Origin of the sequence: Paenibacillus sp. GCM10027629, from assembly GCF_042676425.1 — a bacterium.
GTDB lineage: Bacteria > Bacillota > Bacilli > Paenibacillales > Paenibacillaceae > Paenibacillus_K > Paenibacillus_K terrigena.
This window is the reverse complement of sequence record NZ_JBHTGZ010000012.1, coordinates 161,278-182,403: the sequence shown is the minus strand read 5'-3', so window position 1 is coordinate 182,403 and position 21,126 is coordinate 161,278. Positions and strand designations below refer to the sequence as shown.

Sequence of the window (21,126 nt, the reverse complement as noted above, 5' to 3'; positions counted from 1 at the left end):
TCCAATGTTAGGCACCTCGCTTCTTAAGATTGCTATCTATGTATCATACTAAACATCAAAGTATACAGTCAAACGTTATGGTTTGTCGTGTGGATCTCTGGAACTCGAGTGATGTAAATTGACATCATCAGGGTATATTCTTATCGAATACACATATTTTAACAAAAGGATGCTTGTGCGCCCTAGACTTGTTCGTTATAATTCAGCTAGAGTTGAATGTTTATGTTATGAAATGTGACACGGGATAAACATGGGGGTAGGCGGATGGAGCAAATGGAAGTCGCAATGGAAGCATTAGGGGCAGCGACATCGGTTCACGCGGTACGTCTATTACGTGATCAGTATCAGACATTGTGGAGCCAAGCTGTGGATTCGACCCAAGTGCTCGAGTGGAATGTCCAGCTGAATCGATGGCATGATGCACTGATTGCAGAAACGATTCGTCTATGTGAGCAAATGCTTATCAGGGAGGGCTGGGGGCATCCGCCTGTTCGATATGCATTTGTCTTGTTCGGAAGCGGCGGTCGAAGTGAACAAGTACAAGGGAGCGACCAGGATCATGGATTGATCATGGAGGATACGACGGATAGCTCCGTACTCGAATACTTCGAGCACTTCTCGGAAGTGATCGTTGAACAATTGATAGTGCTTGGATTCCCGAGGTGCAAGGGGCAGGTGCTCGTAAGCAACAGTGTATGGCGGAAGTCGATGAAGCAATGGGAAGAACAATTGAGGTTATGGCTTGAAGACTTATCTTGGGAGCATGTACGCTATTTGCTGATTGCATCCGACATGCGTCCTGTATTTGGTGACGAGGACCTTGCGGCAGAATGGCGAGCCTTATATGCGAACCTGCTAAAGCGTACACCTGGTATTGCGGAAGCGATGCTGCGCAACACGTTGTACTATAAAGCGCCGATTAATTCTTTTGGCCAGATAATTCGGGAAAGGTTCGGAGAGTTCGCCGGGGGGGTGAACTTGAAGTATGGGGCCTATATTCCGCTAGTGAATGGAATTCGTTATCTAGCCATTACTACAGGGTTAAGATTGGATCGAGATGCATTCTATGCACTTCAGCAACCTTCCACGTGGGAACGCCTCATGTATTTGAAGCAGAATGGGTCCCAGGATACAGAGCTTCTTAGCTCATGTGAGATGGCTTTCCGTTCGGTATTAGCAAGGCGGGCAACGATACCATTTGCCATCGAAGAGGGTGAATACGTGAGCCATGGATATGTGACTGAATTGGACTTAACACGAGACGTCGTAAGAGCATTGAAGAAGGAGTTGCAAGCTGTACAGGGCTTACAACGCTATTTGAATCGACAAATACGTGTGCAGATGAGGAATGAACGATGAAGGATCGGGGATCAACGGAAGGAAGTTGGTGGAGCGCACTGAAAAGGGGTGAGATTTCATCTGCTTTTTCTTCCATTATCGGCGTTCCAAATGCGAAAGCGGAGCAAATTGCGTTTATGCGAAACACGTTGAAGGAGCAGCGGAAACCCAATGTGCTGCACGTTCCTTTGGAAGAATTATCTGTGGTCGTGTTCGATCTAGAGACGACGGGGTTCCTACCCAATCATGGGGATGAAATTATCTCGATTGGGGCAGTCCGAGTCAAGGGAGAAGAGATCAATACGGGGGAACAGTTCTATTCGCTCGTTCAAGTGAATCAGACGGTCCCGCCCGAAATTGAACAGTTGACGGGAATCTCGAATGCGATGCTGGTGAATGGTCTGCCGCTTCCGACGGTACTTCAACGTTTCATGCAATTTGTCGGTTCAGATGTCTTGATAGCCCATGCCAGTGGTCATGATAAAGCCTTCTTAGTCTCTGCATTCTGGAAAACTTGGCGGGCGCGCTGGTCTCATCGACTCGTAGACACGATGCTCGTTGCGAAGTGGCTGGAGAAGGAGTCCCGCAACTATACACTGGATGAATTGCTGGTAATGAATCAGATTGAGGTGACGACGCGTCACCATGCATTAGAAGATGCCCGAATGACCGCTGCATTATGGTCGCAGTATGTGCGAAGAATGCGTGAACGGCAAGTCACGACGTTATCGGAATTATATGCGTATTTAAGTTCATCTTAGATGGATATCATTTGATTAAACACCTCCTTTTGGGGGTGTTTTTTTGTATGCATGAGAATACCCAATATGTAGAGAATAAGGTTGTTAATACAAGGCAAAAGATATCTATGCAATGAATAGGCATCGTTGATCGAATCCATTAGTGGTATTTTTCTCCTAACAATTACTTGGTAATCTATACATGTTGTGCATCATGCTGGGGATGAGGGGTGGATTTATGATATAATATTACTGCTTTTCAAAAAAAATAAGCTGGAGGTATTGTGAATGAAGCAAATCAGAGATTGTGATCTTCCAGGGATTGGGCACAAATATGTGATCGAAACCCGCAGCGAAGATAAGCTTGTCATCATTGTACATGATGACGGGAGAAGGGAAATGTATCATTTTGACCATGAAGATCCGGATGAGAGCATCTCGATGATCACGCTGGACGATGATGAAGCGAGACAGATCGCGGGAATCGTCGGGGGAATGGCTTACAAGCCGAAAGCGCTGGAGAGTATCGAGGTGGCGCTGGATGAGCTCATTATTGAATGGTACAAAATTGAGCCCCATGCGGTATGTGTCGGCAAGACCATCGGAGAGATTAATGTACGCCATCAATCAGGTGCGACGATCATTGCCATGCTGGGCAAAGAGAATGAGCGTGTCATTAATCCTGGACCAGACAGTGTTCTCAAAGCACATGCGACCCTGGTCGTAGCGGGAGAGCGTCAACAAATTATGAAATTGAAACAAATCTTAATGAACGGAGAGTGATGGGATGGAGCATGTTGTTTTAGAGCTTGGCCTAGCTGTAGCGCTCATTGCGCTTGCTGGTTTGTTATCTGCAAAACTAAGGTTCTCCGTCATTCCTTTCTATATTCTTGTTGGGATGGTTGTAGGTCCTCACGCACCTAAGTTTGGTAACTTTGATTTTCGGTTTATTCATAGTGCCGAGTTAATTGAACTTCTTGGACGGCTAGGCGTACTCTTCTTATTGTTTTATTTGGGTCTAGAGTTCTCTGTAGGGCGTCTAATAAAGGCGGGTAAGTCAATTGCCATCGGCGGGACGATCTATATCGTGATTAACTTTTCGTTAGGACTTCTCTTCGGATTTGGCGCGGGGCTACCGTTTCAAGAAGTACTCATTATTGCCGGGATTACGAGTATTTCATCCAGTGCGATTGTTGCCAAGGTACTGGTAGATCTGAAGCGTACGGCGAATGCGGAAACGGAGATGATTCTGGGCATTATCATGTTCGAGGATATTTTCCTAGCCGTTTACATTTCGATTCTATCCGGTCTTGTGCTTAGTGGTGCGAGCTCCATCGGTGGAGTATTGCTATCTGCAGCGATTGCTCTTGGATATATGCTCTTAGTTATTGTCGTTGGACGTAAAGCACTGCCTTTACTGAACAAAATGTTTAACATTCGATCCAATGAACTGTTCTTGCTGGCGGTATTTGCCACGCTGTTCATTGTTGCGGGCTTCTCCGAGACCATCCATGTTGCTGAAGCCATCGGTGCGCTGCTCGTTGGATTGGTTCTTGCAGAGACAGAGCATATGAAGCGAATTGAACATTTGATTTTACCGTTTCGTGATTTCTTCGGAGCACTATTCTTCTTCAGCTTCGGATTGACGATTGATCCGTTCACGCTTGGTGGAGCGGTGTGGTTATCACTTGGCGCGGTCGTCATCACATTAATTGGTAACTATATTGCAGGTATGCTCGCGGGTCGCAGTGCCGGATTATCACCCAAGGCCTCATCCAATATTGGACTCACGATTGTATCACGCGGGGAATTCTCGATCATCATAGCGAACCTGGGGAAAGCAGGGGGATTACTGGCGATATTGCAGCCATTCTCTGCATTGTACGTGTTAATCTTAGCGATCTTAGGTCCACTATTAACCAAGGAATCGAAACATGTCTACAATTTCATGAATCGGATCTTTAAGCTCGATCGCAATTATAAGAAGAAAAATGCAGCGAAGACCGAAATGAAAAAAGTAGAAGATCCTTCATAGGAAGAATAATAGTAAATCGGTTGTCATTTTTAACGGAGAGGAGGAACAAAAAATGATGAATAAAAGCAAAAAAATCACACTCACCTGTTGGATGAGCATGATTTTGCTGTTGTCTATTTTTATTCCTATCGCGTTCGTTGAAAATGCAAGTGCGCCGATTGGCTCGAATGAATTACTCCTCAAAGGCTCACAGAAAGACGGGTTTATTACAGTCAAGCGCAGTATGAAGCTGCATATGCTAACCATTCCTCAGTTGCCTGAGATCAAGACGGATTCCACCAACAACATGGAGCGGAATGTACGTTCGATGATGCTTGAAGTGTTTGTAGCATCTTGGTTTATTTTGCTGCTGAGACGGAGGCTGTTATGGCCGATTAAGTACACCTCGAATTATCTATGACTGGACTGTTTATTTGACCGTAGCATCCGGTTTGATGAGGAAGAAGCTAAGCCCGAGACCGATGAGCGACAACGCAGATACGGTAATGAAAATCGTAGCATGTGATATACCCATCATCCACCCGAACAATGGCGGACCGAACGCCACCCCGAGGAAACGTAAGCTGTTATATAATGATGTAATCATTCCGCGTTCACCCTTCTCAACCGAACCTGTAATCATCGTATTGAGACAAGGCAATAACAACCCCGTTCCAATGCTGCTGAGTGTAAGCAATCCAATAAATACATAGATATTTTTGTTGAAGAAGATGGCTAAGGCAAGGGAAGCCGTCATCACAATGAGTCCGATATTGACGAACCAACGAATGAGAACCCCGCTTTTTTTGACGACACTTCCTGAAATGTACGAAGTCGTGACCAAGCCGAGGAGTGGAATGGCTAATACAAGACCTTTTACAACCCCATCGATATTATAAGGTTTCTTCTCCAGAATATTAGACAGGTAGAACAAAATCCCGAACAGGATGAATAACGCAAGGGATCCGACAAAAAATGAAGTAATGAGCCAGCGGCCTTTCTTTTTCAAAATAGCCCCGATTTTATGCAAATAGGGTTTCAATGGCAAAGGTTCATTTTTTCGTTCCGGTTCTTTGATGAGGAAAATAACCATCACGAGCGATATCCCGCAAAAAATAGGGAATGCGAAGAAGGCTGCATACCATACGATTAAAGCGAGAAGCGATCCAAGAATGGGGCTTACAACTTTCCCTGCACCATTGGAGGCTTCGATTAATCCGAGTGCTTTGCTCTCTTCACCATCCTTAAATAGATCACCGACGAGGGCCATGGCAATAGGAGCGGTACCAGCCGCGCTAATACCTTGAATGGCACGTGCGATAATAAGCCACGAGTAGGAGCCCCATGCCGCAGCGAATCCTGCTAGAATGCCCGCACTGCCGTAAACAATTAAAGCAGGAATCATGATCGCTTTACGTGAGAACCGATCGGATAAATAACCAACGAGCGGTATGATAAGAGCCGCAGCGATGGAGAAAATCGAGATCACCAGACTGCTCTGGAATTGGGAAATGTGAAGCTGTGACTGCAGCTGTGGCAGAATAGGGACAAGCATGGAATTGCCGAGCACTAGAACCAATGGAATGCTGGCAAGGGCTATATACTTCCATACACTTCCTTTATCGCTCTGGGATGCGTCTGGTTTTGTTTCGGATGAATCATTGTTCTTCGAACTCGATTCAATCTCGCTCTCGAATGAGATGGAAAGAAGCTTTTTGGACTTTGTTTTGGTGGCCATTCTTCCCAACCTTTCTAAAGATTTCATAAGTGTTCGGGGTCCCCACAAAGGACATGAATCGACTCCGAAGCCAAAGCCCCGCTTTGTGGGGTATTTTGGTGTCATGTGCCATTATTGTTGCCGATTTGATGGGGTGACATGCAAAAAAAGATTGGTAAGGTTTGAAAATATGAGGAAAAAGAGGGTACAATAGAAGTTAAAGACCATGTGCGCAATGCATATAAATATGAATCGATAAGAAGGGTAAATCACCGATGAGAAGGAACTTATGGCTATTGGTTGTTATTGTGCTGTTAGTGACGATTGCAATCAATCAAAATGGAACCAAAAAAGATCGTCCTGTGAATTCGAATTCATCCGCCTTACCGACGGAAGCTGCGCCAATGCTGAACAAGCTGGCTCCTGGTTTTGAGCTGGAAGCATTGGATGGCAAGACGTATTCGGTTGGCGGTAAACGTGATAAGGTGACCATGATTAACTTCTGGGCGTCTTGGTGTGAACCGTGCCAAGAAGAAGCGCCGGATTTAAAGCGATTCTCAGAGCAGTATAAGGAGAAGCTGGACCTGTATTCCGTGAACGTGACCTCGACAGATACACTTGAGAATGCCAAGGCATTCGTTGAGCAGTATCAACTTACGAATCCGATCCTGATGGATACGAAGGGCGACCAATTTAAGCTTTATAAAGGGATTGCGTTCCCGACGAATATTCTGATTGATCGTGATGGTGTCATCCGTGATATTACGATCGGCGTTGTGCCTGCAAAGACGCTTGAGGAGAAGATTCAGAATATTATTGCAGATTAAGGAAATAAGCGTGTAACAACAATAAACCCTCAAGCTCTAAGTGAGTTTGAGGGTTTCGTATTGTAATAGGTATTAGTGGTTCACAAGACCAAAGCGTTGAGGTTCGGGAACAGGCACGCCTTCCACCTTCGTCTGGCCGAGTAATGCATAGCGTATACTATCGACAAGTGCTTCCCAGCTGGCTTCGATAATATTGCCGGATACGCCAACGGTATTCCACCGATTATTAAAGTCAGTTGATTCAATGAGTACGCGTACTTTCGCGGAAGTAGCATCTTGATCGTCCATGACCCGAACTTTATAGTCAGAGAGATGCATATCTTTCAGTGTTGGGAAGTGCTGAAGCAACGCTTTACGTAGTGCATTATCGAGTGCGTTCACAGGTCCGTTGCCTTCCGCAACCGTGTAGATGCTCTCGTCATCAATTCGGATCTTCACAATTGCCTCTGAGACGACCGGACGGTCTGCTGTCTTCTCAACGGTCATCTTGAACGATTCGAGTGTGAATAACTCGGTCATCTCGCCATTCGCTTGGCGGAGCAACAGTTCGAGGGAAGCATCAGCGCCTTCGAAGGAATAGCCTTGGTGTTCCAAATCCTTGATCTTGCCCATGACATCTTTCGTCAGCGGATTATTGGAGTCAAGCTCGATGCCGAGATCTTGCGCCCGCGATAGGATATTGCTCTGTCCCGCAAGTTCAGAGACGAGTACACGCTGCTTGTTCCCGACAGATTCAGGAACGATGTGCTCGTAAGTACGTGAATCTCGCATGATCGCAGAGACATGGATACCGCCTTTGTGAGCGAAAGCAGCATTACCCACATAGGCTTGGTTCACAGGCATGAGCACATTTGCGATTTCACTGACGTAACGCGAAACATTTGTTAATTGACTCATCTGCTCTTCCGGGATGCAATTGTAGCCCATTTTGAGCTGTAAATTTGGAATAATGGAGCAGAGATTGGCATTGCCGCAGCGTTCTCCATAGCCATTGATTGTGCCTTGTACTTGTCTTGCGCCTGCTTGCACAGCAGCTAACGTGTTAGCAACGGCTAGTTCGCAATCATTATGGGTGTGAATACTAAGCTTGGCTGTCAGTTCATTCGAGATGTTGCTGACAATATCGAACACCTCGCTTGGTAAGGTGCCGCCATTTGTGTCGCACATCGTAACCCAATCCGCTCCAGCTTCCTGAGCGCGTTTGAGTACAGCGACGGCGTATTCAGGGTTGTTCTTGTACCCGTCGAAGAAATGCTCCGCATCGAAAATAACTTCTAGATGGTTGCGTTTCAGGAACGCAATGGAATCATAGATCATCGCAAGATTTTCTTCAAGCGTCGTCTGTAATGCGGTATGAACATGGAAATCCCATGACTTCCCGACCAAAGTTGCCGCTTTCACGCCAGATTCTACAATGCGATTCAAGTTCGCATCCTGCGTGGCATCTGAGTCTTTGCGTCTAGTGCTCCCGAATGCAGTGAGCTTCGCCCGTAAATTCAAATTCACTGCTCGTTTGAAAAATTCAATGTCTTTGCCGTTACTGCCTGGATTACCGCCTTCAATATAATGAACACCAAAGGTGTCGAGTTTTTTCGCGATTTTGAGCTTGTCATCAGCAGATAAGCTGATTCCTTCGCCTTGCGTCCCATCGCGCAGTGTCGTATCAAAGATTGAAATTGCCGTTGACATGAGAGGGCCTCCTTTAGGAAGTAATGAATTCGATCTAGAAGTATAATTTCTTATTATAACATACGCTAATGGTAGAAAGTAGATAGAAAATTCAATATTTTTCTACTTCCTTGAACTTGACCCCCTTCGAAATGACAAGGTATGCTGAGAAGAGATGGATGAAGCTTGCAGAAATTGGGTGAGAACCATTGAGATCGAATACAGAGCAATTTTATCCTGAGAAAGGCCGCGTCATTCTGCACGTGGATATGAATGCCTTCTACTGCTCCGTGCATGCGGCCGAAGAGCCACATTTGTATATGGATAAACCAACGGCCGTAGCCGGGAGTATAGAACTCCGCAAAGGGATCATTGTCACTTGCTCCTATGCTGCGCGGAAGCTGGGGATTCGAACCGGAATGCAAGTGCGTCAGGCATTGAAGATTTGTCCTTCATTAATTATTATTCAGCCAGACTTTCATTTATATCGAAGATATTCGAATGCGTTCATGAAGCTGGCCAATGAATATACACCGCTCGTCGAAGCGATGTCAATCGACGAGTGTTATATGGATATTACCGGATCGAAGCAGTTCGGTACGCCGCTAGAGATTGCGGAGGACATACAGCGTCGAATTCGTGATGAGTTGTCACTTCCTTGTTCCATCGGCATCGGGCCGAATAAGCTGCTCGCGAAGATGGCCTCAGATATGAAAAAACCTAATGGCATTACCGTTCTCCGGCGTCGAGACATGCCTAAGGTGCTCTGGGAGGAGCCGTGCAACAGCTTATTCGGGATTGGCGAGAAAACAGCGCAGAAACTGAAAAAGCATCAAATCTACACGATTGGTCAGCTAGCACAGGCGGATGAGCGTAAACTGCTCAATGCATTCGGCGTAATTGGGACATGGCTGAAGCAAGCCGCTAATGGGGTTGATGAATCCCCCGTGAATCCGGAGCGGGAACAGAGTAAGTCCATTGGGCATACAACAACATTGCCAAATGATGTGAGCAGCCGAAACGATGCACATCGAGTGCTCTTGAATTTGTCCGATCAGGTAGGACGGCGTATGCGCAGACAACAATTGATGGCGAAGACGATCCAGATCACGATTCGAACGCCGGATATGAAGACGATTACGAGATCGTCTACTCGGGATATTCCAACAGACACAGCGGATGAAATTTATCGGGACGCCTGTGCGTTGTTCGATCGCCACTGGCCTGCCTATATGCCTGTCCGACTACTGGGTGTTGCGCTGCAGAATTTAGTCCCCAAATCGGAGACGGCGATTCAATTGGATTTGTTCGATTATGAGAAACAGCCGAAGAAGGATCAATTGAATGTAGCGATGGATAAGCTCAGAGATAAATTTGGCGAGAATGCAATATTGACCGCTGGTATGCTCACGGATGACCCATCAGCTTTGATAAGAAATCATCGAATTCGCGGTACTTCTTTACAGATGGATTTCAGCCGGCAGGAGAATAAGGAACAAGAATGATCGCATTATGCAACTTCGCTTAGAAAATAATGACAAACTGTTTGAAATTAGCTCGTTTTTGTATTATATTGATTGGTGAGGGTAATGAAAGATTGGACCTATAACAGGAGGGAAAATTGGCCGTGGCAAAATTCACTTGGGTTGAAAAAGATACTTGTATCGCCTGTGGCGCGTGTGGTGCAACTGCACCAGATATTTATGATTATGACGATGAAGGTATTGCAGAAGTAATTTTTGATGGGGACAACAATATGGGAACAACTGAAATCCCAGAGGATCTTTACGATGATCTTCAAGATGCAGCAGATGGTTGCCCAACTGATTCTATCAAAATCGCGGACACACCATTTAACTAATCCGTATTCATTATCATAGAATCTACATTACACATAAGACTCCAGTCCTTTGGGCTGGGGTTTTTTGGTGTGTTAGATTTTTGGGATCCACGCGGTATGCCGTTACAACGGTTCAAGGATCGCAGTGAAATGCCGATATATGGGGTAGGGATTGCATAGGAAGGAGGAGACATTATGAAAGATATTCTTTTTCTAAAAAGATATGTAGAGTCCCATCCCGATAACCGAATGGCATGGTATCTGTTAGGCAAGGAATATGAGGCGACAGGACAGATCGGCAAAGCAAATTATTGCTTCAATCAGGCAGGGGATGTCTATGAAGCATTCGAGCATACACAAATTCCAGCGAAGTGGCTATTAGAAGCAGCCGAGCGGGAGCGACAGCTTATTGAACGACAACGTAAACGTATCGCAAGGCGTAGGTGGTCAATGATTGCGCTCATGCTATTACTTATATGCGGAATTTCTGGCGCACCGGGTGCGGAACCTACAGACCTTCAACTCCCTCTAGAGGTAACCAAGCCGCAGAAGCCGCAAGAGCAGCCAATGATCTATCTCGTAGGAGATAAGGAGAAGGCAGGTACTGCATGGCAGCAAGCGATCTCTTCCCACATGATCCAAGGAACTCCGGGGCAGCGAGCCGTCATACTGGAGCTCAAGCAGCGTGGTTCGTGGCTATTATGGTCGCATCAACCGCAATTGATGGGGGAAGTGAAGCAGCAAGAGGATCCTGTCACTTCATCAAGTCATCGGACATATGATGTGCAAGTATTCGACCCTGCGGTCTGCGATTGCACACCGGATATACCACGTACTACGCGGACCTATATTGCGAAGTGGGTCACACAAATCGAAGAAATTCAATCGCTGCGGTCTGGGATCATGGGATATCAGCAAATTTATAGCAAGAAGCCCACGCAAATTGCGGATCTGACCGATTCCTATCCGAGGAATGTGATGGCCGGCAATACGCCGAATATGCGTTCGTTATTCACACCCTTGAATCACAGCCAGACCATTTTAGGGCAAGACAAATCAAGTAAACAAGAGTCCGAGGATAAACAATCAATCGCTGACTCTTCCGCTGCAGTTGCTGTTAATATGAGTACGAATTCGGCCAAATTGCTGTTTGATGAAGCCTATAAGATCGTGATCGACAAACAGAATCATCGACTAGCTGTCGTATCAGGCCGCGTGATTTGGCGCAGCTATGAGGTCGGACTTGGTGGCGATCAGACGCCGGAAGGATCGTTCGAAATCAGCGAAAAGGTCAAAAACCCCAACGGGAAGTCAAACGGTGAATTTGGCAGCCGAGGAATGACGTTATCAGATACGCTCTATGCCATTCATGGCACGAATGAGCCGGCGAGCATTGGGAAAGATGAATCCCATGGTTGTATACGAATGCGTCAAGCGGATGTCGAGGAATTGTTCGATATGGTGCCCCTTGGTACGAAAGTGGTCATTAAAAAGGGAATTCTACCTGATGATCTTGTAGAACCGCAGCAACCTTTCAAGGTTAGACCGCAGCAAGGCCAAAATCAGACGAATCCCCATAAAGTCTATAAATGGTTGAATTAAATATAGGAATAGCTTTATTGGATCAGAATCAGAACAGCTACAATGACAACAAGTATAACGAAAATAGCGCCTGTCCAAATGATGGCTTTCTTATTAACCTCTTCCTTCGGCTTATGCGTCATCGTCGGGGGTTTTCTTTTTGTAGACATTGTGGTTCAACCTCTCTTTATCAATAAAGTAATAGATATATACCTATTGTAATCGTTTTCCTGCCGAATATCTAGAGTTTCATGGTTTTTAAAGGGCGAACAGACTTTCCTTTTTTGGCGGAAACGGATAAAATATTTGTAGGAGAAATGGAACGACGTATAGATGAGAACGGAGTGGACAACTTGCTTTATCAAAAAATATTGAAACCGTACTTATTCAAGATGGATGCGGAGAAGGCGCATCATTTTACAATAGGCGGTCTAGAGATTGGCGACAAGGTTCCTGGGGCATTAGCGATAATGCGTGGCTTGTACGGTGTCCAGGAAACGGCAGATCTCGCTGTTGATTTATTCGGCATTCATTTTCCGAATCCGATTGGGCTTGCAGCAGGGCTTGATAAGAATGGCGCAGCCATAGAAGGGTTCTCTTCGATCGGTTTTGGCTTTATGGAAGTCGGAACCGTAACCCCGAAGGGACAGGTGGGCAACGACCAACCGCGGTTGTTCCGTCTCCCAGTGGACGAAGCGCTCATCAACCGAATGGGCTTCAATAATGAAGGTGCGCAAGCCATGAAGGAACGGTTCGCATCTCTCAAATCGCGCAGAATCCCTGTTGCGGTCAACATTGGCAAGAATAAAGTGACACCAAATGAACATGCAGCGGATGACTATCAATCATTAATCCGTGACTTGTATTCGGAAGCGGACTTCTTTGTCGTGAACATTAGTTCACCGAATACACCGGATTTGCGTAATTTGCAGCATGGCAATGAATTGAAGGAGCTGCTTCAGGCGGTGACGGAAGAGCGGGATCGGCAGGCAGCGAAGAGTACGGGACAACCCAAATCGGTTCTCGTCAAAATTGCTCCAGATGTCAATGATGATGAGCTAGAGTATATGATTGCTACGATCGCGGAGAGCGGTGTTGCGGGTATTATTGCAACGAATACGACCCTATCGAGGGAAGGTCTTCAGCACGCGAATAAGAAGGAAGCTGGGGGCTTAAGCGGCAAGCCGCTTCGTGATCGTTCAACGGAGATTATCCACCGCATTTATAGCCAGACGGATGGCAAACTGCCAATCATTGGTTCCGGTGGCATATTCACAAGTCAAGATGCGTACGATAAAATTCGCGCTGGAGCTAGCTTGGTGGAGATTTATACGGCATTAATTTATAATGGGCCAGGCATTAATCGCGAATTACATCAGGGATTAAGGGAATTGTTAAGAAGAGACGGATATGCCCATATTTCCGAAGCAGTGGGTGCGGATCATCGTTAACTTGGGCGGAAACTTGAGTACAGGAGGCGTTCTGATGGACGGAAGAGATTGGGGAAAGTTTTTGCTACCATATGAACAAGCCGTGGAAGAATTAAAAGTCAAATTCAAGACGATGCGTGCAGAATTGAAAAAGCGTGAAGAGTATGCACCAATAGAGTTCGTGACCGGTCGTGTGAAGAAAATTTCCAGCATTCTCGATAAAGCGAAACGACTTAATGTAGCTATGGAAAATATCGATACGGGGATTGAGGATATCGCAGGCATACGCATTATGTGCCAGTTCGTAGATGATATTCGCCGTGTCGCAGAATATATTCGTGAACGTAAAGATTTAAGCGTGATCTACGAAAAGGATTATATTACGAATTACAAAGAGAGTGGATACCGTAGTTTCCATATGATTATTGAGTATCCGGTTCAGACTGCGCTTGGACAGAAGAGAGTGCTAGCAGAGATTCAGATCCGAACGCTTGCGATGAACTTCTGGGCGACGATTGAACATTCTCTGAATTACAAATATCGTGAAAGTCTGCCAGGGGAAATGCGTATTCGATTGAAGAAGGCGGCAGAAGCAGCATTTGTACTGGATAACGAGATGTCCAGTATTCGTCAAGAAATTCTCGATGCGCAGATCAGCTTCGAAGAGAAGTCGAATATCACAACCAAAATCTTAAACTACATCTCGGAGCTTTACTTCCATCACCATATCCGTGAAGCTATTGCGTTCCAGCATCAATTCAATGAACTCTGGATGAACGATGATGAGGAAGGCATTAAAGAGCTCTATAAGCGTGTGGAAGCTACGTTCGTTCAAGTTAAAAAGAAACCGGATGATGTTGTTGACGAAATATGATGTATGATCGGCTGTACATTCAATTCTTAATCCATTTTAATTGGAATAGGGATTATTATGAGTGTCATGAAGTGATGGAGGAGCTCTGGTTAGAAGAGGGTCGTAACCCACTATACCAAGGCTTGCTCCAAATTGCCGTGAGATTGTATCATTTCGAGAATGGGAATGTGACGGGTTCTCGCAAATTGTTCATGGCAGGGATTGAGAAATTAATTCAATACCCGGATCAGATGCTCGGGATTAACCTAGGCCAGCTGATTCATGAAGCAAGACAATATGTCTCACAATTGGAGTGCTGGGAACAGGCTCCTTTTCCTTTTTACCACTTAACGATTCAGATTGAGGATACTGAGTTGCTAAAGGTTATGACAGAAGTACAGAGCATGATGGAGGAATTCAAGTGATTACGAAGATATGGTTGTTTCCGGGGTTAAATATGAAAGTAGAAACATTCGGTCAGCTCCAGCGCTATTTAGAGCAGCAGGGCTATAATACCCAATGTGTGGCAATATTCCCACCCCTAGGACAGGTACAAATGGATTATGAAGCAGAAGCTGCTGAGAACGAGGAATGGATCTGTATTGGACATGGTGCTGGCTGCTTAGAGGCGATACGAGTAGCTTTGCAGTACAAATCGCGTGTGAAGGGGCTCGTGACCATCTCACCGAATTTACAGCCTTATTCGATCCTACAGATGTCCATGCTGAAGATCTTAGCACGGAAGGATATGAAAATTAATGGCGGATTATCTCCATTTGAACGAAGTTCCAAAGAGGAACTCACGCCTTACTTTGATACATTTGCAGTGCAGCCATCGAAAATGCTCGAGCTTGAAGCATTCCGTAAAGAACTGAAAGGTAAGATTCAAGACGTTAACCAACCATGGCTAGTCTTGTACGGGGATAAAGAATTGCCGTCGATTATGAAGAGCTTGCAGTTAATTAAGCGCCAAGTGCCGGGGGTGCAATCCTGTCAAATGCCGCATTGCGGACATTATTTGCCGGTGGAGGATCCGAGGGGACTCGATAAGCAAATTCGCACATTTTTAAGTCAGATCGTGGTAAACGTATAAGCAGGATAAGAAAAAGCACTAGCTAGGAAGGGGAACTTCCAGCTAGTGCTTTTGCGTTTATGAAGGTTTCTTCGTGTTGAATGCGTCTTTCAAACCCTCACCGAGGAAGTTGATGGCGAGAATTGTAGCTGTGATGAGTATGCCAGATGGAAGCCATACCCACCAATAGTTCTTGATGACTTCTGGCGAAATGGCGTCTGACATCATATTGCCCCAGCTAGGGATATTCGCCGGAACACCAAATCCGAGGTAGCTGAGACCCGTCTCAACCGTAATCATACCGGCTACGATCAAGATAGCTTGGACGATAATGGTCGTAATAACGTTCGGTAGTAAATGTTTCGTGATAATGATGGAAGGCTTACAGCCAATTGAAATAGCAGCTAAGACATACTCATTTTCTTTCTCTGCTAAAATCTTACTTCGTACAAGCCTTGCCGTTCCTCCCCATCCGAGAATGCTGACAACGATAATGAAGATGGATATCCCTGTATCCGGGAATATCGCTTTTAATACGATAACGAATACGAGGAACGGAAATATCAAGACTAAATCCGTGAAGCGCATGAGCCAACTATCTACACGGCCCCCAAAATAGCCTGCAATCGAACCTACAAGTGTCCCTAATATTGTAACGATAAGACTAATAGAGAAACAGATCCATAAGGTCGTCCGTCCGCCATAGAGCAGACGTGCGACAATATCGCGCCCCCCTTTATCGGTTCCAAGCCAATGCTCAGCTGAAGGTCCTTTATTTATAAACCGGATATTGATTTTGACGGGATCCCAAGAGGTTAACCAAGGCGCTAAAATACAGAGAGCGGTTACGATAAACAAGAAGATTACGGAAGTAATCGCAAGCTTATTCTTGCGGAATTCGGCGAATGCGAGCCGCCATGGTGAAGTGCTTCGCTGTGGATGAACGGGTAGCATTAGACGCCTCCTAACTTAACCGGATGCGCGGGTCAATGACACCGTACAACAGGTCAGCGATTAGATTTCCAAGCAAGGTCATTAGGGCGAGCAGGAGCGTTACGGCCATAACCACGGAATAATCTCGGTTTGATATGGAATTTATAAATAAGCTGCCCATCCCGGGATAGACAAAGATCGTCTCGACAACGACAGCGCCCCCCAGCAACCCTGCAATATCGAACCCGAAGAAGGTGACAATCGGGATCAGTGAATTTCTTAGAATGTGACGATTATAGATCGCCGAAGCATCTGTCCCTTTTGCCATCGCTGTCCGGACATAATCTTTGCGCGTGCTATCGATAATATCATTGCGCAGGAATTGCGTATACGCTGCGGTATTGAAGAGCCCTAGTACAAGTGCCGGCAGGATGGTGTGCTTCAGCTTGCTTAGCACATACATCAAGCTGGTATCTTCAACCCCAATGCTTACCGAGCCGCTGATCGGCACCCATCCGAGCTTAATTGCAAAGACATAAATTGCAATGATCGAAGCAACGAACGAAGGGACGGCATATGCGACATAGTTCAATGAAATGATGGAACGATCACCTAATGTGTTCGGATATCGCCCAGCATAAATGCCCATCATAAATGAACAAGTGTAGGTAATGACCAGAGATACGACCGCTAGCAAGAGCGTATTCGGCAACCGCTGCGCGATCATCTCGGATACCGGAAGCTTATGGATGAAGGACTGACCAAAGTCGCCTTTGATAAGTCCTTGTACCCAATTCCAGTATTGCACTGGAATTGGGTCGTTGTATCCTAATTTCTCGCGCATTTCTGCGAGATACTCGGGCGTTGCTTTCGTAGGGTCGATCTGACCCGTGAGTGCATCGCCCGGCATCATTTTAGCAAGACCAAAGACAATGATAGAAATAATGATTAGGAGCGGGATCATTCCCAGGATCCTGCGGATTGAGTATGTTAGCATGGTCGTTCACTCCTATTTTCCGTCTGTCACCCACCATAAGTGTGCATCTAACAAGTTACTGCTGGAGAAAGAGTTCAGATGAACGCCTTTCAGACGATTATTAATCGCAGCAACGTCTTGTGGTGCAGATAGGAAGATCATAGGCACTTCTTCATTGACTAGTTTTTGCCACTCAAAATAGATTTGTTTACGTTGTTCTGGATCGAATGCTTTCTCGCCAATACCATCCGCAATGAGCTTGTCGGACGCTGCGTTCACCCAACGAGGGAAGTTCCATGCATCTTTTTCTGTCCAAAGACCTGAAGGATCTGGGTCACTCGCAAGTCCCCATGCACCCATAAATGTTTCTACAGAAGGATCATCATTTTGAATCGTATCGTAGAATAAGTTAAATTCTTTGAGAGCGCCGCCATTCAGTTTCGCGTTTAAACCTACATCTTTCCACATTTGAAGAATGTATTGTGCACGTGGTTCTGCAATTTCTGAACCTTGCATCGCATCGAAATTGATCGTAAACTTCTTGCCTTTTGGATCTTCACGGAAGCCATCGCCGTCGACATCTTTGTATCCAGCTTCATCAAGCAGTTGTTTTGCTTTTTCTGGGTCATAGCTGTATTTGGTGATCTGATCGTCTGGAATCTTCGCCCAGCTCACGGTTGGCATCGGTGCGTAGATAGGCGTACCTAATCCATTGGAGAACCCATCAATCATACCTTGCACATCAATGGCATAGTACATCGCTTGACGAAGACGTTTGTCTGCGAATTTTGGTTTATCCATGACAACTTTTTCTTGTTTCTTATCCCAGTGTCCAAGGCTGAAGCCGATATAGCTGTAGGATAGGGAGTCATTTTTGGTCAGTGAAATATTCTTAAGCTTCTCAGCTTCTTTGTATTGCGAATTCGGCAACGACATATAGTCGATTTCGCCTTTTTCAAGTAAAGATGTTGCAAGTTTATCGTCAATCACCTTGTAGACGATCGTATCGAGGTACGGTTTACCTTGCCAGTAATCATCGAAACGCTCGAGTTCTACGAATTCACCCGGTTGAATTTTTTTCACTTTGAAAGGTCCAAGACCGATCGGGTTCTTACGAACTTGGTCACTGGACTCCATTTTGGCCACAGGAACGCCTTCATAATACTTCTTGTTCATTGGCGAGCTCCATAGGTTATCGAGTGTATTGACAGCTGCTTTATTTACCGTAATTTCAATGTTGTACGGGTCAATGACTTTGATCCCGGAAATCTCTTTTGCTTTGCCTTCATGGTATTCTTTAGCCCCTTGGATCATCTCAACGTTTGAGTAACGCGGGCCTGTATAATCTTTATGTGCGATGACTTCAAGCGCGAATTTCCAGTCTTCGACGGTTAATTCGTCGCCATTATGCCACTTGACGCCTTGCTTGATCGTAAACTTGAATGTTTTGTGATCTGGAGATTCTGTCCAGTTCGCAATGTTAGGATAATTTTTCAGGTCATCACCTGTCTTAAATAAACTGTCATCGATGACGCTTATGATCAAGCCGTCATCTTGCCCTTGCCAGAAGGCTGATTCCAGAAGCCCCTTGAAAGGCTGACCATAACCGTATGTAACTTTACCGCCTGGTTTGGGTTGATCATTTGTTGCCTCAGTCGTCGGTTCCGTCTTCGTCTCGGTCTTATTCTCGGTTGTTGCGTCTTTGCCCTGATCCGTTGTAGCCTCTTTCTTGGTCTCTGTCGTTGCTTCTTTCGTGCTGCCGCATGCTGCGAGTAATGAAATGACGAGGAATGTGCAGAGCATCAATGTTAGAAATTTCTTCATCGTATAACGCCTCCTTCGAATAAATGTTTATTTATGTCGTGTATAAATGACAGGCGACCTGGTGACCAGGTGCAGCCTGGTGTAACTGTGGGCGAACTTCGCGGCAGATGGCTGTCGCATGCACGCAGCGCGGATGGAATGCGCAGCCGGTTGGCGGATTGGCCGGACTTGGCACATCGCCTTGTAATACGATGCGTTCCTTACGCTTCAGCGGATCCGGAACAGGGATCGCAGAGATTAAGGCCTGGGTATAAGGATGCAATGGCGAGCGATACATGCTGTCAGTCGCAGCAATCTCGACCAGACTGCCTAAATACATCACGCCGATGCGATTACTGATATGCTTCACGACACTAAGGTCATGCGCAATAAATAAATAGGTTAATTTAAAATCATCTTGCAGGTCTTGGAGTAGATTCAAAACTTGAGATTGAACAGATACGTCCAGGGCCGATACGGGCTCGTCAGCAACGATCAGCTTCGGCTTGAGCGCGAGTGATCGTGCAATCCCGATACGCTGCCGTTGTCCTCCAGAGAATTCATGCGGGTATTTGTAATAGGCTTCCGCAGGTAATCCTACACGTTCAAGAAGCTGCAGCGTTTCTTCTGTGAGTGCTTTTTCTTGGATACGGTTATAGTTCCGAATAGGCTCGCTCACGATATGACCGACCATCATCTTCGGATTTAACGAGGCGAATGGATCTTGGAAGACCATCTGCATGTTTTGGCGAAGCTGTCTAAGCTTCTCTCCACGGATCGAAGTGACGTCTTGACCTTCGAAGCGAATCGACCCTTCGGTCGGATCGGTTAGTCGCAGAATGGTGCGCCCTGCCGTCGATTTTCCGCATCCTGATTCGCCAACAAGGCCGACAGTCTCACCTTGCTGAAGGGTAAGCGTCAGATTATCGACGGCTTTAACGCTGCCGATTTGTCTACGAAAAATGCCGCCATAGATTGGATAATGCTTCTTCAGATTCGTAATTTCAAGGAGGGGCGCCCCAATGGATTGCTTCGATTGACTCATGATTTCACCTCCTGTTCCGAATATCGTGATGACGTATCTTGGTACAGCAGGCAGCGAACGGCGTGACCACCTGCATCCTTCAACAGCTGCGGTGTCACGGTTCGGCAGTTGTCCATCACGGATGGGCAGCGATCTGCGAACCGGCAGCCAACACGCGGCATATTTCGAAGGGATGGAACAATACCTTGGATAGATTCAAGGCGATGCTTGGTCTCCTCCATTCTTGGAATCGATTGCAAGAGTAGACGCAGGTAAGGATGCTTCGGATCATGGAAGATGGCAGCGACAGGAGCTTGCTCTACGATCTGTCCGCCGTACATGACGATCACTTCATCCGCCATCTCCGCGACAACGCCAAGATCATGCGTGATAAACAGAATGGACATATCGCTATGTTGCTTAATATCTTTGAGTAGCTCAAGAATCTGAGCTTGAATGGTGACATCGAGTGCTGTTGTCGGTTCATCCGCGATCAGCAGCTTGGGATTGCAGGCAATGGCCATCGCAATCATCACGCGTTGACGCATCCCGCCGGACAATTGATGTGGATACTCATCCACAATATGATCAGCCCTTGAAATGCCAACTTGCTTCAGCAGTTCAATGACGCGTGCTCGGGACACTTTCTTGCTCATGGTCGTGTGATTGTGGAGGACTTCTTGCAGCTGCGATCCAATGGTGAATACAGGATTAAGGGCGGTCATCGGTTCTTGGAAGATCATACTGATCTCTTTCCCACGAATCTTGTTCATCTCTTCCATCGACAGCTTCGTAATATCGCGCCCATTGAAATGGACTCTTCCTTCCGTGACGGAGCCGATACCTTTAGGGAGAAGATCCATAATGGATAGAGAAAGCACGCTCTTCCCGCAGCCGGACTCGCCTACAATGCAAATAATTTTGCCGGCGTGAAGTTTCAGAGAGACATTATCAACTGCATGATACATCTTTCCTTGAATATGAAATCCAGCATGCAAATGCTCGACTTCAAGCAAGGGAGTTGGAGTGGGTTCGCTCATAAGTCACCTCATTTTGATATGGAACAGCATGATTTCAATTGGTGGTATTCAGTTTTGAAGGTTAATTCAGTTAGAATGGTGTATAATCTTGAAGTATGTGCTCTAGGTGAGTGGTATTCCAGTGAGTATTCCTGGATGTGGTTGCTTGCTGAGGTTAATCGACATAAAGAGTAGAAATTTTTGGAATTTAACGCGGTGAATCGCGACATGATTGGCAATAATTAGGTGAAGTTTACAGTTAGTTTATATTAATATGTTCGGAACCGTCAA

Annotated in this window: 21 protein-coding genes; 13 read left to right on the top strand and 8 right to left on the bottom strand. The window is 45.9% G+C overall.

From position 1 onward, the window contains the following. The first annotated feature begins 264 nt into the window (after nucleotides 1–264). From ACFQZR_RS21460 to ACFQZR_RS21440, 5 genes are all read left to right on the top strand, one after another. Nucleotides 265–1,359 carry a DUF294 nucleotidyltransferase-like domain-containing protein gene (locus ACFQZR_RS21460; protein ID WP_379349743.1) on the top strand — a complete coding sequence of 365 codons (1,095 nt, stop codon included), beginning with the start codon at nucleotides 265–267 and terminating at the stop codon, nucleotides 1,357–1,359. Then, the gene (locus ACFQZR_RS21455; protein WP_379349741.1) at nucleotides 1,356–2,099 is read left to right on the top strand and encodes an exonuclease domain-containing protein; all 744 of its coding nucleotides are present in this window, start codon (nucleotides 1,356–1,358) and stop codon (nucleotides 2,097–2,099) included. Before ACFQZR_RS21460 ends, ACFQZR_RS21455 begins: the two co-directional genes overlap by 4 nt. Before the next feature lie 267 nt (nucleotides 2,100–2,366). Further along, nucleotides 2,367–2,861, top strand: coding sequence for a cation:proton antiporter regulatory subunit (locus ACFQZR_RS21450; protein WP_018755799.1), 495 nt, complete (start codon nucleotides 2,367–2,369; stop codon nucleotides 2,859–2,861). Nucleotides 2,862–2,865: 4 nt separating this feature from the next. Beyond that, nucleotides 2,866–4,113, top strand: coding sequence for a cation:proton antiporter (locus ACFQZR_RS21445; RefSeq protein WP_379349738.1), 1,248 nt, complete (start codon nucleotides 2,866–2,868; stop codon nucleotides 4,111–4,113). 52 nt (nucleotides 4,114–4,165) lie between these two features. Beyond that, nucleotides 4,166–4,513 (top strand): hypothetical protein, encoded by a 348-nt coding sequence (locus ACFQZR_RS21440; protein ID WP_379349736.1) that lies wholly within the window; start codon nucleotides 4,166–4,168, stop codon nucleotides 4,511–4,513. Between the two features lie 9 nt (nucleotides 4,514–4,522). Here the strand turns inward: ACFQZR_RS21440 and ACFQZR_RS21435 are convergent, their stop codons facing one another. Beyond that, the gene (locus ACFQZR_RS21435) at nucleotides 4,523–5,857 is read right to left on the bottom strand and encodes an MFS transporter (RefSeq protein WP_379349734.1); all 1,335 of its coding nucleotides are present in this window, start codon (nucleotides 5,855–5,857) and stop codon (nucleotides 4,523–4,525) included. 227 nt (nucleotides 5,858–6,084) lie between these two features. Here ACFQZR_RS21435 and ACFQZR_RS21430 point away from each other — a divergent pair, with 227 nt between their 5' ends. Next, nucleotides 6,085–6,636 (top strand): TlpA family protein disulfide reductase, encoded by a 552-nt coding sequence (locus tag ACFQZR_RS21430; RefSeq protein ID WP_314588777.1) that lies wholly within the window; start codon nucleotides 6,085–6,087, stop codon nucleotides 6,634–6,636. A gap of 72 nt (nucleotides 6,637–6,708) precedes the next feature. Here the strand turns inward: ACFQZR_RS21430 and cimA are convergent, their stop codons facing one another. Further along, the gene (cimA, locus tag ACFQZR_RS21425; protein ID WP_018755794.1) at nucleotides 6,709–8,325 is read right to left on the bottom strand and encodes a citramalate synthase; all 1,617 of its coding nucleotides are present in this window, start codon (nucleotides 8,323–8,325) and stop codon (nucleotides 6,709–6,711) included. A 188-nt stretch (nucleotides 8,326–8,513) separates the two neighbouring features. Between cimA and ACFQZR_RS21420 the strand changes: the two genes are divergently transcribed. From ACFQZR_RS21420 to ACFQZR_RS21410, 3 genes are all read left to right on the top strand, one after another. Then, nucleotides 8,514–9,809 (top strand): DNA polymerase IV, encoded by a 1,296-nt coding sequence (locus tag ACFQZR_RS21420; RefSeq protein ID WP_018755793.1) that lies wholly within the window; start codon nucleotides 8,514–8,516, stop codon nucleotides 9,807–9,809. Between the two features lie 122 nt (nucleotides 9,810–9,931). Further along, nucleotides 9,932–10,165, top strand: a complete 234-nt coding sequence (locus ACFQZR_RS21415; protein WP_026263794.1) for a ferredoxin — start codon at nucleotides 9,932–9,934, stop codon at nucleotides 10,163–10,165. A gap of 174 nt (nucleotides 10,166–10,339) precedes the next feature. Next, the gene (locus ACFQZR_RS21410) at nucleotides 10,340–11,746 is read left to right on the top strand and encodes a L,D-transpeptidase (protein WP_379349730.1); all 1,407 of its coding nucleotides are present in this window, start codon (nucleotides 10,340–10,342) and stop codon (nucleotides 11,744–11,746) included. Between the two features lie 14 nt (nucleotides 11,747–11,760). Here the strand turns inward: ACFQZR_RS21410 and ACFQZR_RS21405 are convergent, their stop codons facing one another. After that, complete coding sequence (locus ACFQZR_RS21405; protein ID WP_018755790.1) at nucleotides 11,761–11,895, bottom strand: hypothetical protein; 135 nt, start codon at nucleotides 11,893–11,895, stop codon at nucleotides 11,761–11,763. A gap of 183 nt (nucleotides 11,896–12,078) precedes the next feature. Here ACFQZR_RS21405 and ACFQZR_RS21400 point away from each other — a divergent pair, with 183 nt between their 5' ends. From ACFQZR_RS21400 to ACFQZR_RS21385, 4 genes are read left to right on the top strand one after another with little or no spacing between them, the layout of a single operon-like run. Next, the gene (locus ACFQZR_RS21400; protein WP_379350928.1) at nucleotides 12,079–13,176 is read left to right on the top strand and encodes a quinone-dependent dihydroorotate dehydrogenase; all 1,098 of its coding nucleotides are present in this window, start codon (nucleotides 12,079–12,081) and stop codon (nucleotides 13,174–13,176) included. Nucleotides 13,177–13,210: 34 nt separating this feature from the next. Beyond that, a complete protein-coding gene (gene yjbM / locus ACFQZR_RS21395; protein WP_018755788.1) occupies nucleotides 13,211–14,029 on the top strand; it encodes a GTP diphosphokinase in 819 nt (272 codons plus the stop codon). Next, entirely contained in the window at nucleotides 14,026–14,433 is a 408-nt protein-coding gene (locus ACFQZR_RS21390; protein ID WP_379349727.1) for a DUF309 domain-containing protein, read from the top strand. Before yjbM ends, ACFQZR_RS21390 begins: the two co-directional genes overlap by 4 nt. Then, nucleotides 14,430–15,101 carry an alpha/beta fold hydrolase gene (locus tag ACFQZR_RS21385; RefSeq protein ID WP_379349725.1) on the top strand — a complete coding sequence of 224 codons (672 nt, stop codon included), beginning with the start codon at nucleotides 14,430–14,432 and terminating at the stop codon, nucleotides 15,099–15,101. The genes ACFQZR_RS21390 and ACFQZR_RS21385 overlap by 4 nt, the downstream gene beginning before the upstream one ends. Before the next feature lie 57 nt (nucleotides 15,102–15,158). Here the strand turns inward: ACFQZR_RS21385 and opp4C are convergent, their stop codons facing one another. Genes opp4C through ACFQZR_RS21360 form a run of 5 tightly spaced genes read right to left on the bottom strand, consistent with a single transcriptional unit; the run spans nucleotide 15,159 to nucleotide 20,856 of the window. Next, entirely contained in the window at nucleotides 15,159–16,034 is an 876-nt protein-coding gene (gene opp4C / locus ACFQZR_RS21380; protein ID WP_379349723.1) for an oligopeptide ABC transporter permease, read from the bottom strand. A 10-nt stretch (nucleotides 16,035–16,044) separates the two neighbouring features. After that, the gene (gene opp4B, locus ACFQZR_RS21375) at nucleotides 16,045–17,010 is read right to left on the bottom strand and encodes an oligopeptide ABC transporter permease (RefSeq protein ID WP_379349721.1); all 966 of its coding nucleotides are present in this window, start codon (nucleotides 17,008–17,010) and stop codon (nucleotides 16,045–16,047) included. A 12-nt stretch (nucleotides 17,011–17,022) separates the two neighbouring features. Then, nucleotides 17,023–18,813: an oligopeptide ABC transporter substrate-binding protein gene (gene opp4A / locus ACFQZR_RS21370; protein WP_379349719.1), complete on the bottom strand. Its 1,791-nt coding sequence runs from the start codon at nucleotides 18,811–18,813 to the stop codon at nucleotides 17,023–17,025. A 31-nt stretch (nucleotides 18,814–18,844) separates the two neighbouring features. Further along, nucleotides 18,845–19,837 (bottom strand): ABC transporter ATP-binding protein, encoded by a 993-nt coding sequence (locus tag ACFQZR_RS21365; RefSeq protein ID WP_379349717.1) that lies wholly within the window; start codon nucleotides 19,835–19,837, stop codon nucleotides 18,845–18,847. Further along, nucleotides 19,834–20,856 carry an ABC transporter ATP-binding protein gene (locus ACFQZR_RS21360; RefSeq protein WP_379349715.1) on the bottom strand — a complete coding sequence of 341 codons (1,023 nt, stop codon included), beginning with the start codon at nucleotides 20,854–20,856 and terminating at the stop codon, nucleotides 19,834–19,836. The genes ACFQZR_RS21365 and ACFQZR_RS21360 overlap by 4 nt, the downstream gene beginning before the upstream one ends. Between the last annotated feature and the right edge of the window lie 270 nt (nucleotides 20,857–21,126).